This window comes from Martinezella lusitana, assembly GCF_016901135.1.
In the GTDB taxonomy this organism is placed as follows: Bacteria; Pseudomonadota; Alphaproteobacteria; order Rhizobiales; family Rhizobiaceae; genus Rhizobium; species Rhizobium lusitanum_D.
The window spans coordinates 1-15,814 of sequence record NZ_JAFEVL010000059.1; the positions used below are offsets into that span (position 1 = coordinate 1).

Consider the following 15,814-nt stretch of genomic DNA (forward strand, 5'->3'; position numbering starts at 1 on the left):
GGTCATAATGGTGGGCGACGTTGCGACGCGCACGATCGATCGGATTGTATTGCTTCAACCGACCCATGATGCGGGACAACAGCGAGAACCAAGCCGCCTGCTTGAAGTTGCCGTAGTTTCTGGCAACAATTTCGAGAAAGTCAAAAAGGCTTCCCTCCTCGACGGTCAGCAGGCCCTCCATGTAGGCTTCCCCTATCGACAATTCAGGGTTCAGGGCCAGCGTATAGTCGAGGTGACGTGCGCCAAGCCGAATCGTACAGCGAGGTGGAGCGCCGTCTCCAATGTCGTGCACCTTCCCGTATCCATCGACCAGCCGAAGGCTGCCTGTTCGCACGATTGACTTCAAAATGGCGGGAAACAGCATTTGGCAAGTCCTCAGCTCTGATCGTCACGCGGATGCGGGCGTCTGGCGAGCATACTTCCAACATCGAACGCCTTTGCATTGGCCAACAACACTTCGGAAGCGTTCGATTGGCGCCGATGGAACGGTGCTAATCATCCTTCAAAAGACTGTGATTTTCAATCACCATTTCTTCGCGCAGCAACCATCGTTGATTCAGATCTGGGTGTTGAAGATATCCGTGCTACAGTACGAAATCGTACACATACTCGGATCAGGGGAAGTCTCCCTCGAGCGATGTCCACCCGGAATTTGTCAGTGCTAAAAGCTCGGCCTTACGCACTACGCCTCGGGGGCGGGCCAATGGAGTCGATCTCCGCAATTTTCTGGAATTCGCCGAGATATTCCTGACGGTGATGCTCGAGCCAGCGGCAGATGCGGCCATTGGCAAGCAGCTTAGTGACATATCCCCGCGCGACGGTAAGGTGGAGGTTATCGATGCCGTACGTTTCTTCGACGCTCTTACCTTGAGTTTGCAGTGATGCTAGATCCCGCTCCATTCGTGCGATCTGCTGACCGGACGGCGTGCCGGCAGCCCGGCCTGAACCCTTTTTGGGAGCAACAAGTTGACTGTCAAGTGTGGCAGCGCGTATCGCTCTGGCAAACATGATGGAAAACGGCAACCGAACCCGTCACTCGGTTTAACAGGCGATCTGTCCGACGGGAGCTAGAATTGCCGGTCTTGAAGGGAGCTGAACCGGCGCCCACAAGCGCAACCACGGGATGATCGGGAATATTGAGCTTTCTGAATATCTTAGCTGAACCAAGCGCAGACGACACTTCATGCCCAGCCTGAGGGACTTACTTCGATTGCGTGACGAATTCAAGGTTGAGTACACCTGCGCAATTAGCGCACAACTATTGCGCGCTTTGAATCGTCACGATTGTCCCTATGGAATTACCGAAACTGGAGGCGCGAAGAAACGCATTAAGCATTTATGACTATGACACTGTTAACTTTTACTGCGTCATCAGAAGCAAAATAGGAGCATCGCCCGCGGCCATATAGAGCGGTTGGTTCTGGCTTCTGGTTATGTTTTTACTATCGATGGCAGTGGCACGATGTTCAATGAGCGAAGACACCCGCCCAACATCCACCGTGCTACTATTCGTGAACAATACCCAAGACAGCGCTTGATTTTGAAGCAGACTTCCCGCATGTGCGGTCTTGTCGTTTCGACCTTCACTGTCCGCACGTCTGATATTGAATGAATGCCGATAAACCTGTGGCGTCGATCTCATGAAACCTAACAGTCTGAATGTACTGGTGATTGATGAGAACCGCATTCGCGCATCCGTCATTGAAGAAGGTTTGCGGGACGCAGGATACGATAACGTTACAATCATCGCCGACATGACGGGTCTTGCGAGGCGGATCACCGAGATCAATCCTGATGTGATTGTCATCGATCTTGAAAACCCCAACCGGGACGTGTTGGAAAGCATGTTTCAGATATCACGTGCCGTAAATCGTCCCATTGCGATGTTCGTAGACAAATCCGATGAAGCCTCCATCGAAGCTGCTGTGGACGCTGGGGTTTCAGCATATATCGTCGACGGTCTAAGGCAGGAACGTGTTCGTCCTATCCTTAAGATGGCGATTAGTCGTTTCAATGCGTTTTCGCGACTGAGCCGCGAGCTTGAAGAAGCACGCGGCGAGCTGGAAAACCGAAAGCTGATCGAGCGCGCCAAGGGATTGCTGATGCGCGCCCGCGGGCTTTCGGAGATGGAGGCCTATGCACTCCTGCGGCGAACGGCGATGGGCCAGAACAGGAAAATTGTCGAGATTGCTCAAAGCCTCATTACCGCGGCAAGCCTGCTCGATCCGGGAGGGGACACATGAAGACGAGTAGGTACGAAATCACCGCGGGCTTCTTGCCGCTCTTGGACAGCGCCCTCCTGGTCGTTGCCAAAGAGAAGGGCTTTGCCGAAGCGCAGCAGGTAGATCTCACGCTCGTGCGCGAGCGTTCGTGGGCAACGATCCGGGATAGATTAGCGGTCGGGCACTTCGAGGTGGCCCATATCCTCGCGCCGATGCCGATCGCCTGTAACCTTGGACTCACGGCGCCGGCGCCGCGAATGATCGTGCCCATGGCGCTTGGCCTCGGCGGAAATGCCGTCGCGGTATCGGGTGACTTGTGGCGGGCAATGGTCGACAATGGTGCGATGGGCAATCTCGATGCCCGCTCAAGCGGCATGGCGCTGCGGCGGGTGATCGCACAACGAACTGGAGAGCAGCTCCGTTTCGGCGTGGTGCACCCCTATTCCGGACATAACTACGAACTTCGATATTGGCTTTCTGCGAGCGGCATCGATCCGGATCGGGAGGTTGAGATCGTAACCCTGCCTCCTGCGGATATGGGAAATGCACTGAAGGCTGGTTTCATCGATGGCTATTGCGCCGGTGAACCGTGGAATACGTTCGGCGTTTTGAAACGAGGTGCGCATCTCGCGACGGTCAAGGCCGCGATCTGGAAATCCAGCCCCGAAAAGGTACTGGGAGTGAATGGCCGTTGGGGCGACAGCCATCCCGACGCCCTCGCCGCATTGCTCACGGCGCTTTACAATGCGTCACTCTGGTGTGCCGATGTTGCCAACCATGAGGAGCTTGCCATATTGCTTTCCGGACCTGCATACATCGACAAGCCTGTGGAATTGTTGCGGCCCGCAGTGACGGGCGAGCTTAGAATCGGTGGCCGCCACACTCAAACAGTAAAGGACTTTTTCGTCCCAAACGCGAAGGCGGCGACGTTTCCGTGGAAGAGCCACGCGCTTTGGTTCTACACACAGATGGTTCGCTGGGGTCAGGTCAAACACACCGCGTCTCATCAGCGTATCGCCGGCAACACTTATCGACCAGATATTTACCGGAACGCTCTGAAGGCGCTGGGTCTCGCGATGCCAGCCGCAAGCTCCAAGGTCGAGGGCGCCTTGCGGATGGAAACGCCGGTTGGCTCAAGTGGCATGCTGACGCTTGGCCCAGACGGTTTTTTCGACGGCACCCTTTTTGATCCTGATCGCATCGATGAATATGTCGCGGCTCAAAACAACGCGACTGGCATGCCTATTTTGTGAGCAATGCTCAAATATTGGGAGCGCACGCTGCTGATTTAATCGCTTCATAGCCTGCCCAGCGGAAGCTTTTTGCTTGGAACGCCGTAACTAGACCCAAATTCCGAATTGGCACGGTCCTTGCTTCTAAACTTGCAAGCCGAAAGGCCGCATTTTAGCGTCCAATGACGGACGCCTCAGGCAAAGCCGCCGATCAGGATATTCAGCGTACTTTCGTACGCGTGCCCTGACGTGCGGCTTTTTGTGTTTCTGACCCTCAACGATGGATTGGCACGACCTTGTCGAGCCCGGGAGAAGCCATGTCTGTTCTCAAGAAAACACAGCCCATGTCCGCCGGCGAACCAGCGAAAGCATTGTGGATTTCCACATTCGCCTTCACGATCTGTTTCGCCGTCTGGACGATCTTTGCGATCATAGGCATTCGCATCAAGCAGGAACTCAGCCTGAGCGAGACCGAATTCGGCTTGCTGGTCGGCACACCCGTGCTCACAGGATCCGTCGTTCGTATCCTGCTCGGGATATGGACAGAGCGTTACGGTGGCCGCCTGGTCTACACGCTCACAATGCTGGCAGCTGCGGTGGCAACCTTCCTCCTGTCCTATGCAACCACTTACACGCAAATGCTGATTGCCGGCCTAGGTGTCGGCCTTGCCGGCGGCTCCTTTGCGGTAGGCGTCGCCTATGTTTCCCCGTTCTTTCCACCTGAGAAGCAGGGAACAGCGCTCGGCATCTTCGGCGCCGGCAATGTCGGAGCAGCCGTCACCAAGTTTGCCGCTCCCTTCGTACTGATCGCATGGGGATGGCAGGCGGTTGCGGAAATCTGGGCGCTGGTACTCGCGGTCATGGCGATCATTTTCTGGTTCACCACCACCGACGATCCGGCCTTCCACGCTCGTCGCGATCGCGGGGTTGCATCCAGGAGCTTGCTTCAGGAATTCGCGCCGCTGAAAAACGTTCAGGTATGGCGCTTCTCGCTCTATTATTTCTTCGCCTTTGGAGGTTTTGTCGCCCTCTCGCTTTGGCTACCGCGCTATCTGGTCGGCGCCTATCGCTTCAATCTCGAGGTTGCCGGCATGGTCGCCGCCGCCTATTCCATTCCTGGCAGCGTCTTTCGCGCCTTCGGCGGCGTACTCTCCGACAAGAAGGGGGCACGCAGCGTGATGTATGCAATGCTGGCGGTGTCGGCTGTCGCTACCCTAGTCCTTTCCCTGCCCGCTGTCACACCAACAAGCTCGGCCTTTGGCATCACCCCGGCTGTCTTCATCGTCGTCATCTTCGTCCTCGGCTTCTTCATGAGCCTCGGCAAGGCGGCCGTTTTCAAGCATATCCCCGCCTACTACCCCGAGAGCATCGGCGCGGTCGGCGGCATTGTCGGCATGATGGGAGGCCTTGGCGGATTTATCCTGCCGATCGTCTTTGGCCTGCTCAAGGACATCACCGGCCTTTGGTCCAGCTGTTTCCTGCTGCTTTTCGCGATTGTGGCGATTTCGCTCGTCTGGATGCATCTGTCCGTAAGGCAACTCGAGCGCCGTGGGTCCTCTGCCCCCGTTGTAGCCGCCACCTAATTTCAAGGACTTGGAACTATGACCCAGAAACTTGTCATCGTCGGCAATGGCATGGCGCCGGGCCGCATGCTGGAGCACCTCCTCGAACAGGCGCCGGACCTCTATCAGGTCACGATCTTCAACGCCGAGCCGCGCGTCAACTATGACCGCATCATGCTGTCGCCGGTGCTATCAGGCGAGAAGGACTACGAACAGATCATCATCCATGGCGACGGCTGGTACATCAAGAACAACATCACCCTCTACAAGGGCCACAAGATCGTCGCCATCGACCGGGCAGCCAAGACCGTGACCTCCGATCATGGCGTCGTCGAAAGCTACGACAAGCTTGTCATTGCCACCGGCTCTGTGCCGTTCATCATCCCCGTGCCGGGCAAGGATCTGCCCGGCGTCATCACCTATCGCGACCTCGATGACGTACAGGCCATGCTGCTAGCGGCTCAGTCGCGCGAGAAGGCGATCGTCATCGGCGGCGGCCTGCTTGGTCTCGAAGCGGCTGCCGGCCTTGCCTCCCGCGGCATGGATGTCACCGTCCTGCATGTTATGCCGACGCTGATGGAGCGCCAGCTCGACCCCGCCGCCGGCTATCTGCTGCAGAAGGCCGTCGAAGAGCGCGGCATCAAGGTCATCACCAAGGCCAATACCAAGGCGATCATCGGCAACGGCAAAGTCGAGGGCATCGAGCTTGATGACGGCCGCATCATTCCCGCAACGCTGGTAGTTATGGCCGTCGGCATTCGCCCCAATATCGGTCTTGCCAAGGACGCAGGTATCGCTGTCAACCGCGGCATCGTCGTTGATGATGGCATGCAGACATCGGATGGCAGCATCATGGCGCTTGGCGAATGCGCCGAAGTCGGCGGGCAGGTCTATGGCCTGGTAGCACCGCTCTACGAGATGGCCCGTGTCGCCGCATCGCATCTGTCGGGCGACCGTTCTGCCGGCTTCGTGCATTCGGATACGCCGACGAAACTCAAAGTCACCGGCATCAACCTCTTCTCGCTCGGAGACTTCGCCGATGGCGACGACCGCGAAGAGATCGTCCTGCGCGATGCGGCCGGCGGCGTCTACAAGCGGCTGGTGCTGAAGGACAACCGCATCATAGGCACCGTACTCTATGGCGAGACGGCCGACGGCGCCTGGTTCAACGACCTGAAGAAGAAGGCGACCGATATCTCTGAGATGCGCGAGACGCTGATCTTCGGCCAGGCCTATCAAGAAGGGTCGCCGCTGGACCCTATGGCGGCCGTTGCAGCCTTGCCGGATGACGCGGAAATCTGCGGCTGCAACGGCGTCTGCAAGGGCAAGATCGTCTCGACCATCACCGCCAAAGGCCTGACCTCGCTCGACGATGTCAGAGCCCATACCAAGGCATCGGCCTCCTGCGGCTCCTGCACCGGATTGGTCGAGCAGCTGATGACGATCACGCTTGGCGATGCCTATAATCCCAAGGCCGTGCAACCGATGTGCAGCTGCACCGAACTTGGCCATGACGACGTGCGCCGCCTGATCAAGGCCAAGAAACTGAAGACCATACCGGCCGTGATGCAGGAGCTGGAGTGGAAGACTTCCTGCGGCTGCGCCAAATGCCGGCCAGCGCTCAACTACTACCTCGTCTGCGACTGGCCGGACGAATATGCCGACGACTACCAGTCGCGCTTCATCAATGAGCGCGTCCACGCCAATATCCAGAAGGACGGCACCTATTCGGTGGTGCCGCGCATGTGGGGCGGCGTCACCAATTCCGGTGAACTGCGCGCCATCGCCGATGTCGTCGACAAGTTCGAGATCCCGATGGTGAAAGTGACCGGCGGCCAGCGCATCGACCTGCTTGGCATTCACAAAGAGGACCTGCCGGCCGTCTGGGCCGATCTCGGCAAGGCAGGTTTCATCTCGGGCCAGGCCTATGCCAAAGGTCTGCGCACCGTAAAGACCTGCGTCGGCTCCGACTGGTGCCGCTTCGGCACGCAGGATTCCACCGGTCTCGGCATCCGCATCGAGAAATTCATGTGGGGCTCCTGGACACCGGCAAAGCTCAAGATGGCGGTGTCGGGATGTCCGAGAAATTGCGCCGAGGCGACCTGCAAGGACATCGGCGTCATCTGCGTGGATTCAGGCTTCGAAATCCATTTTGCGGGTGCTGCCGGCCTCGACATCAAGGGCACGGAAGTTCTCGGCCTCGTCAAGACCGAGGACGAGGCGCTGGAGCATATCGTGGCGCTGGCGCAGATGTATCGCGAGCAGGGTCGCTATCTCGAACGCATCTACAAATGGGCGAAACGCATCGGCCTCGACGAGATCCGCCGTCAGATCATGCAGGACCAAGAAAAGCGCGAGGCCTATTACGAGCGCTTCGTCTTCAGCCAGAAATTCGCGCAGGTCGATCCCTGGTCGGAGCGTGTTTCCGGCAAGGACAAGCACGAATTCCGGCCGATGGCGACGGTCGGCTTCCATCAGGCGGCCGAGTGAGGAGATGGACATGAACTGGCCAAAAGACACCTGGCACCCGATCGGCGACATCTCGGAGATTCCGCTGCGCGGCGCGCGCTGCGTGAAGACCCCGCAGGGCAAGATTGCCGTGTTCCGCACCGCCGAGAACCAGATCTTCGCCATCGAGGATCATTGCCCTCACAAGGGAGGTCCGCTCAGCCAGGGCATCGTCCATGGTGCTGCCGTCACCTGCCCGCTGCACAACTGGGTGATCTCGCTCGAAACCGGCGAGGCTCTCGGCGCGGACAAGGGCGCGGTCAGGACCATCCCGATCCGCAACGACAACGGTGCGCTCTTCATTGCGCTCGACGACATGATAATGGCGGCGGAATAGGTCATGTCCGTGTGCGCGGCGATACCCTCCTCTGTTCGTTCGAGACATCTTCCCCTCAAGACGGAAGATCGGTTTGAGTTTGCTGCTGCCCGTTTGAACAAGAAAAGCATGTATCGCTTTTGTTCAATGGGTGGAGACCAGTGGCACGGCGAGCTCCTGATCCTTCCCCTTGAGGAGGAGATGTCAGAGGGGGGTGTAAACCATCGGCGACTAAGCATTGGGGAGACCAAGGGTGCCTACTGAAACGAAGACTACGTGTCCCTACTGCGGCGTCGGATGTGGCGTTATTGCCAAGGTCGACGATCACGGAAAGGTTTCCGTTAAAGGCGATCCGGAGCATCCGGCCAATTTCGGCCGGCTATGTTCCAAGGGCTCGGCGCTGGCCGAAACGATCGATCTCGACGGCCGTGTCCTCTACCCGGAAATCCACGGTCAACGTGCAAGCTGGAACGGCGCGCTCGATCTCGTGGCATCGAAATTTCGTGAAGCGATCGCTGAACATGGGCCGGGCTCGGTTGCATTCTATGTCTCGGGCCAGTGCCTGACGGAGGACTATTATGTTGCTAATAAGCTGATGAAAGGCTTCGTTGGTTCAGCCAATATCGACACGAATTCTCGGCTTTGCATGGCCTCCGCCGTCGCTGGTCATCGCCGCGCCTTCGGCTCGGACACAGTCCCAGGCACTTACGAGGATCTCGAACTCGCCGATCTGATCGTACTCGTTGGTTCGAACCTCGCATGGTGCCATCCGGTGCTCAACCAACGGATCCAAGCGGCAAAACAAAGCCGACCGGACATGAAAATCGTCACGATCGATCCGCGACGCTCGATCAGCGCCGATCTTGCGGACATGCACTTGATGATCAAAAGCGACGGCGATGTTGCCCTCTTCAATGGTTTGCTTGCCTATCTCGCCGGATCGTCGGCTTTCGACCAGGATTATGTATCGACGCATACGATCGGTTTCCACGATGCATTGGAAGCCGCGCAAACCAGGAGCATGCTGGATATTTCGAAGGAAACAGGTCTATCGGTAGCCGAACTGCAGGCTTTTTATCGTCTGTTTGAAACAACGGAAAGGGTGGTGACCTGCTATAGCCAGGGCGTCAACCAATCTTCAACCGGCACTGACAAGGTCAATTCGATCATCAATTGCCATCTGGCCACCGGGCGCATCGGCAGGCCCGGCATGGGGCCTTTCTCGCTGACCGGCCAGCCGAATGCGATGGGTGGCCGCGAAGTAGGTGGTCTTGCCAACACGCTGGCAGCGCATATGAATATTGAGGACGAAGCCGCGCGCGATCGTGTGCAGCGCTTTTGGAATTCGCCGACCATAGCCGCAAGGCCCGGTCTCAAGGCCGTCGAAATGTTCGAGGCCGTGGCGGACGGGCGCGTCAAGGCGCTGTGGATTATGGCGACCAATCCGGTGGTTTCGATGCCGGATGCCGACCGAGTGCGCGAAGCCATCCGCAACTGCCCCTTCGTCGTCGTTTCCGATATCCAAAAGAACACCGACACCGCTGTACTCGCCCACGTGCTATTGCCAGCCGCCGGCTGGGGCGAGAAGGACGGAACCGTCACTAACTCCGAGCGGCGCATTTCCCGCCAGCGCGATTTCCTGGACCTGCCTGGCGACGCAAAGCCCGACTGGTGGCATATGGCCGAAGTTGCCAAGCGGATGGGCTTCAACGGCTTCGACTACGACGGTCCCGCCAAAATCTTCGCCGAACACGCAGCCCTTTCTGGATTCGAAAATGGCGGCATACGCGACTTCGACATAGGCGCGAAAGCCGATATCTCACCTGATGCCTTCGAGGCTATGTCACCGTTTCAATGGCCGCATCGCAAAGGCACCCCCGAAGGCGTCACGCGATTTTTCGCCGATGGCCAGTTCTACACATCAGACCGCAAGGCCAGGTTCATCTCTGTGAAATCCGAGCGTGATGACCGAACAGGCAAGGATACCCCCTTTATTCTCAATACCGGCCGCATCCGCGACCAGTGGCATACGATGACACGCACGGGCAAGGCGGCGCGGCTCTCGTCGCATCTCGCCGAACCTTTCGCCGAAATCAACCCGGCGGACGCCGCTGAACTCGGCATCGATAAGGCAGGGTTGGTAAGCGTAGAGAATTCCTTCGGCTCAGTCGTGCTACGCGCATTGCTCACAGAGCGGCAGCCACGCGGCGGCGTCTTCGTGCCGATGCATTGGAACGATGAGTATTCTGCAAATGCGCGCGTGGCCGCTCTGCTGGCGCCACACACGGACCCCATCTCCGGCCAGCCTGCGCTCAAGAATATCGGCGTCAAGGTACGGCCAGCTGAAATGGCGTATTACGGTTTCGCAGTCGCCGCCTCCCGCCCCGCGCGACTTGAGGCGCCTTATTGGGCGGTCGCGAAGACAGAGGCCGGCTGGCGCGTGGAATTCGGCTTCGACAAGGCACTTGACGATATAGAAACGTGGTGTCGTGATACGTTCGGCCTTTTTGATCGTGGCGAGCATCTCGCCTATGTCGACAACCCGACACGACAGCAACGTCATGGCTTCTTCGACGGAGAACGGCTGTTGCTCGCCTTTTATGCCGCGCCGGAACCTGTCGCCGTATCGCGTGACTGGGCCGTCAAGCAGCTCAGCACACCACTTGAGACGGTGCGGGCGCGCTTTGCGGTGCTCGCCGGTCGGCCGGGTGCCAATCAGATGGACCCTGGCGCAACCGTCTGCTCCTGCTTCTCGGTCGGCGTCAACCAGATCGTAGGCGCCGTCGCCGGCGGCTGCCACACGGTCGAGGCTATCGGCAAACAGCTCAATGCCGGAACCAATTGTGGCTCTTGCCGCATGGAAATCAAAGGGATTATCGATGGTTGCCTTCGTCAAGCTGCAGAATGATAGACTGGAGCGTATCGCCCCGCTCGCCTCGCTGCCGGTGTTTTCGATCTCAAGGGGAGATCCGTGCTGGTCGCCGGCGGTAGCGACGGTGCGGCGTGGAAGGCCCAACTTCTGGCGGCAGCGCGCGCTGAGGTGCACGTCTTCTGCCCCGCGGCCGAACTCTCCGAGGCCTTTCGCGAGCAACTTGACCAATTTGTCCACCACGATACAGAGACCATCGCCTGCGATAACAATGAATTATGGAACAAAATCTGAGGCCAACCTTGCTGCGCGGCTGGTACCTCAGAGCCACAACTCAGAAGCGGCGAGTTCAAATACGGGTTTTGGCGAGATCATCGCGCGTCATCCCGAAATGGTCGAGCACGATATCGACGTTGCGTTTGTTTGCCTTGAAATACACGTCGAACAAGTCGCCGAGGATCGGCACGCCGCCACCGAATGTGTCGATGCCAACATTGAGCAACATGCCAAGCAGCTTTTCCTTGGGCAATCCAAGTCGCCTTGCCTCGTTGACGAGCACCAGACTGATAGCCGCCCCCGCTGCGTCGCCCAGTCCTGGCGCCAGCCCCAATACGGAGTCCGCTCCAAATCGGATACGGGTGAAGGGGATCGTAACCGCAGTATCCATGAGGGTAGCGACCGCGACCATTCGCCGGAGACGGCGATTGCGGTCGAAGGTATCATCGCGGCTGTAATAGGCCGATGCGGTTGCCATTGTCAGAACTCCGATAGTTGAAACGGCTGATAAGCGTCACCCCGGAACCTCACCTGGTCCGGATTTGACGAGCGCTGCCAAAGCTCACGCTGGTAAATGGGGTTACAGCTGCGTTAGTTCAATTCGGCGTCCAAGTCTCAGGCCCCAAGCTCACTGCCACGGCGGATATCACGAACCATGATCATCCCTAGCCTCCTCCCACCTCTGGTTGAAAACACGACCAAATGTGATCGGCAATCGTCGGATAGACCTGTCATTGGCCCTGAGCCTTCCCTTCGAAGGCGCGAGAGCTCTTCAACCGATTATCCCAATTCACCAGAAATTCCCTGGCGATCTCTCGGCTTTCAATAAAGGTGACGTTCTCGGCATTCCGCTTCTGCGCAGAGGCCGTGTAGTTGTATGAGCCGCCGACGACGAGGCCGTCGTCGATTATAATGACTTTGTTGTGGGCGATGGTCGGTTCAAAATCGATCCAGACCGGTATTCCGGCGGCCTCCAGGAGGGTGGCCCCCGAGTATTTCCGTTCGTTGATTTTGTCGAGAATGACCAGAACCTCTACACCACGCTCAGCCGCTCTTTGAAGGGCATGGATAATCGGCAACGACGTAAAGCCGTATGCCTGAACTCGAATTGACGTCCTGGCATTGTCGATCACATCGACAATGCGGCCTTCACATTGCTCCGGCGGTGTGAAGCAAACGGAAAGCTTTGCCGAAACCGGTTGCCCGGCGAGCACGGGTCCTGACCCCATGAACAGGACAAGCAGAGCGAAAGCGAATCTCATTGGCATGGATTGCATCTTGCCCCTCGGATGCGGACGGCGACGTCTGGCCACTCAGAATTCATTGGGGACGGCAGATGTTTTGACGTCAGTTCGTCGTACGACATAGCCTGGTTCGTCGGCGGACGAGAAGACCTTCGTAATGACGTGTGACTTGAGCGCCTCGGCGCTCTGGACATAGTAAATCCCCTTTGGTGTCGCTAGTCCCATCATGGCGAAGACGTCATCACTGCTGACGCCCATTTCATCGAGGTAAATGGCAAGCCTCCGCTTAAGCGCTGGATCGGCCTTCGTCGATATCACATCGAGCCTTCTTCTTCCCGTCTCCTGGTGACTTGGGCCGTTTGTAATCTGATGAAGGCCAACATAGGCGTTGGTGGCCGCGGCGCGGACCTCGCCTCCTGCCAAGGCGAGCGGGCAAGCTGAGAAACAGTACGCCCCTCCAGCGTGAACCTCACCCTTTGACCAGCCATCCCTGATGATCTTTTGCGTGCAGCGCGGGTCGAGCATTGGGCAGTCATTCAACTGCGTTCTACCCACCGCAGTATCGAGCCCGGATGCTCGGATCATACGTCCGACAGAGAGCGCGGCATCCACATCTCCACCGCGAGATTGAAACACTACGGGAAGTTTTCTGCCTCCAAGGCCGTTCAGAAGCTTTTTAAATCGTTCTGGCGTGTCAGCTGTTATCTTGCCTTCAGCAGATATCCATTGGACACAGGTTTCCTGGCAATTGCCGCTCCGGACCAAAGCGAAACTCATTGGCCGCTCTTCGGGCGTCTGCTTGCGTGCGGATGCCGACGCCATGGCAACTAAGGACAGAAAAAAGGCTGCAGTGATCAAGCAAAAGGTTGCATGAAAGCCCAAGCGAATTGCCATGAAAAGCTCCAGATACAGCAGAATAACTGCTATCGCCTCGAACCCCTGTCATACAACCATCTTTAAAAGCACGGCAGCTGGAGATAGTGGATAAGACGGCTAATTCGGCATACCGCCATGATCTGCAGATGTTCCTCGGTTGATGATACGCTTCGGATTCTTCCCCGGATTGCTCCCCTCGATGCGTGGTCCGAACGGTGGCGCTATCAAGGACGCTCGGCCGCCGACAGCACTTCGGCTTGACTCTTTGCCTAAATGAGAACATTTATAGAACACACGAGACCACTCGGCCTTAGTTTACAGACAATTTGACGAGGAAGACCGCCCTCAATTGGCGGAACGGAGACGTGCGCCGTGCAGACGACCGACTACACTATGACCAAGCGCGATGCGAAGGTATTCAAGGACCTTGTCGCGTTCCTGGGAGAGGATGTGTTTGACCAGCGGCAGGGCGACGGTGCCATCGGCAAGTCCGATGCATTCCTGAGGAAGATCTGGAATGCCAGGAGCGTCTTGGAGGAATTCGGTGCCCGCGATGGCACCAGATCGCAAGGAGAATGACAATGGCAAATGCGATTTCTCTTGAAGAAACCTATGACGACAAACCGATGCCAAAGCCCTCGACGACTTCGTCAGGCATGTCAGCATCCGGTGCTATGACGAGCGCTTCGACGGCGGCGGTAAGAAATCGCTTGAGCTGAGCTTGCAGCTGGAGCGCATGGGCGAAATTCTGGATACACTGCTCGACTACCCAGAGATCGAACAATCCGACTACTGGTTCAACGCTCAGGACATGCAGGCCGATGAGGCCGCCCCTGATCTGTTGGCGGCAGTTGCGGATCGATTAGGCATCCATTTTCATCAGGTCGGCCTTTACCTTGCTCCGGACAGTATTCCGTCGGGCACATTACAGCTCGCAGTCGATGACAAGGCTGGCGAGACATGCGGGATCGTCACGATGCCCACGTGGCCAACGGCACTGGTCAGCGCACCTACATGGAAGAAGAACGGCGCAACTCTCGACGATACGATAGACATCTTTACCGCATCCATTCCCCTGAATTTTTAGGGGTATCAGGCTTGATGCCTTACAAACCGTCGTAGCACGTAGCATCGGCAGTTACGTGATTATGCTCAGAGAGTTTTACAAAACCGGTGCGTTGGGACCTCAACTTTTTCGTTGACGCCTTCTGCAACCCATAGAGCATCATCGATGGTTCGAGACAGAAGCCAATTCTCCCGCAGGTAGAATTTCTCTGCACGAAGATTGCCAGCCGTACAAAACAGCTCGGCTTCTTTGACACCGTTTTCGCGCAATAGCCTTTCGGAAAAGGATAGTAGATCCTGTGCTGCGCCGGTCCCGCGAGCGTGCTTGGCAACATAGAGCTTGACGATTTCGGCTCCCTTTACGGAAACAAACCCGAGCAAATCGGGATTGGTTGCAACGTAGAAAACATCGGGTGCCAGTTTCAGCCAAACTGCAAAGTGATTTGGGGTGCGGAAAGCCAAAATCTCCGCCGGGACAAGATTTGCCTGGGCATCGTGCCACCCCTCGTGCCAAAGCCTAATGATATCGATGTGGTCTGATGCTCTTGCCGGACGGATATCAAGCACGTTCATGTCTCCAAACGATATTTCTCACGGCGGTTACTCGGTCAAAGCGATCTTTCGCATATCCCCTCGATGCGAAATCGAATAGCATCTCTCTCTATTACAGATGGCCAAAGAGAGCATTAGGGATGTCTATGCAGCCGATCTATTCCGGGCTCACGAGGGCAGTTGCCTTAGCCATTCTGATAATTTTTCCCGCTGTTTTCTTTGTTTCCTGCTCGACGGCCGGCGGAACTGGCGGTCAATCTCGTCCCGTAACCGCGAGCAAATCGACAGATCCCGCCAAAGACAAAGCAGCCGAGCGTCGGCGATGGTCTGAGAGAGTCGAACGAGATAATCAGTTAGATCCAAGCGGGTCGGCACCGGGTTCCTATGGCTCTTTCGGTCCTCGTTTCACTTGGTGAGCAATAGATTTTTCAAACTGCTCTGTTAATGTCCAAACCCGATCGAACGGATTTCGTTCAACGATGAGTGGATACTCGTGCCGTGGCGGATGGACTTCGCGCAGCACGGGCGAAGAACTGTAATGGGAGGCGTCACGAGGCGTTGAATTTCACCGTCACGCCACGCTGCCGAAAGTAGGCCTGCAATAGCTTCCTGCCAGAACGATTGTTATGCGCGAGCCTAGCCGGGTCGAATACGGCTTCCTTCAAACCTGCCCGCGTCAAGGCTGCCTTGAGAGTCGCGATATGCAAGTCGATGTCGGCATTGTCCGCCTGGAGCGATTCATAAATGCGGTTGATTGCATCTGCTACGGTCGGCTCGCTCACTATAAACTCCTGTTGTTGTTTCGGTGGCGCTTACCACATTTTTCGGTTTGATCTTATTGTGGTGAAGCATGTCCACGTCAATGAGTGACGATGGAGTGAAACGCCGCATCCGCTGTAGGAGGTGCGGCACCACAAGCCGACGAGCGGGCTGGCCCCGCGCGTTTCACACGTCACGACTGCTTCGCGCCTCAAGCACGAACCCGCTACGCGGGAGGGCGCGCGCGGTGAGTTTGGTATGATTATCTGAGGTTCTAGGCAGGCTGTTGGTGTTGCCTGACCATGACGTTCCCTTCAACGAGAGGAACGTTCA

16 protein-coding genes and 1 pseudogene are annotated in these 15,814 nt (G+C 57.2%); 10 read left to right on the plus strand and 7 right to left on the minus strand.

Annotated elements, in window-relative coordinates; all coding sequences use genetic code 11:
* Positions 1 to 364 (minus strand): annotated as a pseudogene (locus JTP94_RS25320) (SAM-dependent methyltransferase); the annotation flags it as partial.
* A 311-nt stretch (positions 365 to 675) separates the two neighbouring features.
* Positions 676 to 1,023 (minus strand): plasmid partitioning protein RepB C-terminal domain-containing protein, encoded by a 348-nt coding sequence (locus JTP94_RS25325; protein ID WP_204853190.1) that lies wholly within the window; start codon positions 1,021 to 1,023, stop codon positions 676 to 678.
* 617 nt (positions 1,024 to 1,640) lie between these two features.
* Between JTP94_RS25325 and JTP94_RS25330 the strand changes: the two genes are divergently transcribed.
* The 7 genes from JTP94_RS25330 to JTP94_RS25360 all read left to right on the plus strand — a co-directional run bounded on the left by JTP94_RS25330 (position 1,641) and on the right by JTP94_RS25360 (position 11,003).
* The gene (locus JTP94_RS25330; RefSeq protein ID WP_204853191.1) at positions 1,641 to 2,243 is read left to right on the plus strand and encodes an ANTAR domain-containing response regulator; all 603 of its coding nucleotides are present in this window, start codon (positions 1,641 to 1,643) and stop codon (positions 2,241 to 2,243) included.
* On the plus strand, positions 2,240 to 3,475 hold the full coding sequence (locus JTP94_RS25335; RefSeq protein ID WP_204853192.1) for a CmpA/NrtA family ABC transporter substrate-binding protein: 1,236 nt from the start codon (positions 2,240 to 2,242) through the stop codon (positions 3,473 to 3,475). The genes JTP94_RS25330 and JTP94_RS25335 overlap by 4 nt, the downstream gene beginning before the upstream one ends.
* Before the next feature lie 296 nt (positions 3,476 to 3,771).
* Complete coding sequence (locus JTP94_RS25340; RefSeq protein ID WP_204853193.1) at positions 3,772 to 5,037, plus strand: nitrate/nitrite transporter; 1,266 nt, start codon at positions 3,772 to 3,774, stop codon at positions 5,035 to 5,037.
* Between the two features lie 18 nt (positions 5,038 to 5,055).
* A complete protein-coding gene (gene nirB / locus JTP94_RS25345) occupies positions 5,056 to 7,506 on the plus strand; it encodes a nitrite reductase large subunit NirB (RefSeq protein ID WP_204853194.1) in 2,451 nt (816 codons plus the stop codon).
* 4 nt (positions 7,507 to 7,510) lie between these two features.
* On the plus strand, positions 7,511 to 7,861 hold the full coding sequence (nirD, locus tag JTP94_RS25350; RefSeq protein ID WP_204853195.1) for a nitrite reductase small subunit NirD: 351 nt from the start codon (positions 7,511 to 7,513) through the stop codon (positions 7,859 to 7,861).
* A 232-nt stretch (positions 7,862 to 8,093) separates the two neighbouring features.
* On the plus strand, positions 8,094 to 10,748 hold the full coding sequence (locus JTP94_RS25355) for a molybdopterin-dependent oxidoreductase (RefSeq protein ID WP_204853196.1): 2,655 nt from the start codon (positions 8,094 to 8,096) through the stop codon (positions 10,746 to 10,748).
* A gap of 63 nt (positions 10,749 to 10,811) precedes the next feature.
* Positions 10,812 to 11,003 (plus strand): NAD(P)-dependent oxidoreductase, encoded by a 192-nt coding sequence (locus JTP94_RS25360; protein ID WP_271022796.1) that lies wholly within the window; start codon positions 10,812 to 10,814, stop codon positions 11,001 to 11,003.
* 55 nt (positions 11,004 to 11,058) lie between these two features.
* Here JTP94_RS25360 and JTP94_RS25365 read toward each other — a convergent pair whose 3' ends face one another.
* From JTP94_RS25365 to JTP94_RS25375, 3 genes are all read right to left on the minus strand, one after another.
* Positions 11,059 to 11,463: a DUF4112 domain-containing protein gene (locus tag JTP94_RS25365; protein ID WP_204853197.1), complete on the minus strand. Its 405-nt coding sequence runs from the start codon at positions 11,461 to 11,463 to the stop codon at positions 11,059 to 11,061.
* A 253-nt stretch (positions 11,464 to 11,716) separates the two neighbouring features.
* Complete coding sequence (locus tag JTP94_RS25370; protein ID WP_204853198.1) at positions 11,717 to 12,262, minus strand: phospholipase D family protein; 546 nt, start codon at positions 12,260 to 12,262, stop codon at positions 11,717 to 11,719.
* Between the two features lie 36 nt (positions 12,263 to 12,298).
* A complete protein-coding gene (locus tag JTP94_RS25375) occupies positions 12,299 to 13,123 on the minus strand; it encodes a hypothetical protein (RefSeq protein ID WP_204853199.1) in 825 nt (274 codons plus the stop codon).
* Positions 13,124 to 13,477: 354 nt separating this feature from the next.
* Here JTP94_RS25375 and JTP94_RS25380 point away from each other — a divergent pair, with 354 nt between their 5' ends.
* Genes JTP94_RS25380 through JTP94_RS25390 form a run of 3 tightly spaced genes read left to right on the plus strand, consistent with a single transcriptional unit; the run spans position 13,478 to position 14,192 of the window.
* Positions 13,478 to 13,684, plus strand: a complete 207-nt coding sequence (locus tag JTP94_RS25380) for a hypothetical protein (RefSeq protein WP_204853200.1) — start codon at positions 13,478 to 13,480, stop codon at positions 13,682 to 13,684.
* Between the two features lie 2 nt (positions 13,685 to 13,686).
* On the plus strand, positions 13,687 to 13,824 hold the full coding sequence (locus JTP94_RS25385) for a hypothetical protein (protein ID WP_204853201.1): 138 nt from the start codon (positions 13,687 to 13,689) through the stop codon (positions 13,822 to 13,824).
* A 17-nt stretch (positions 13,825 to 13,841) separates the two neighbouring features.
* Positions 13,842 to 14,192 carry a hypothetical protein gene (locus JTP94_RS25390; protein ID WP_204853202.1) on the plus strand — a complete coding sequence of 117 codons (351 nt, stop codon included), beginning with the start codon at positions 13,842 to 13,844 and terminating at the stop codon, positions 14,190 to 14,192.
* A 65-nt stretch (positions 14,193 to 14,257) separates the two neighbouring features.
* Here JTP94_RS25390 and JTP94_RS25395 read toward each other — a convergent pair whose 3' ends face one another.
* Positions 14,258 to 14,743: an N-acetyltransferase gene (locus JTP94_RS25395; RefSeq protein ID WP_204853203.1), complete on the minus strand. Its 486-nt coding sequence runs from the start codon at positions 14,741 to 14,743 to the stop codon at positions 14,258 to 14,260.
* Between the two features lie 527 nt (positions 14,744 to 15,270).
* Positions 15,271 to 15,507 carry a hypothetical protein gene (locus JTP94_RS25400; RefSeq protein WP_204853204.1) on the minus strand — a complete coding sequence of 79 codons (237 nt, stop codon included), beginning with the start codon at positions 15,505 to 15,507 and terminating at the stop codon, positions 15,271 to 15,273.
* Positions 15,508 to 15,814: the final 307 nt, after the last annotated feature.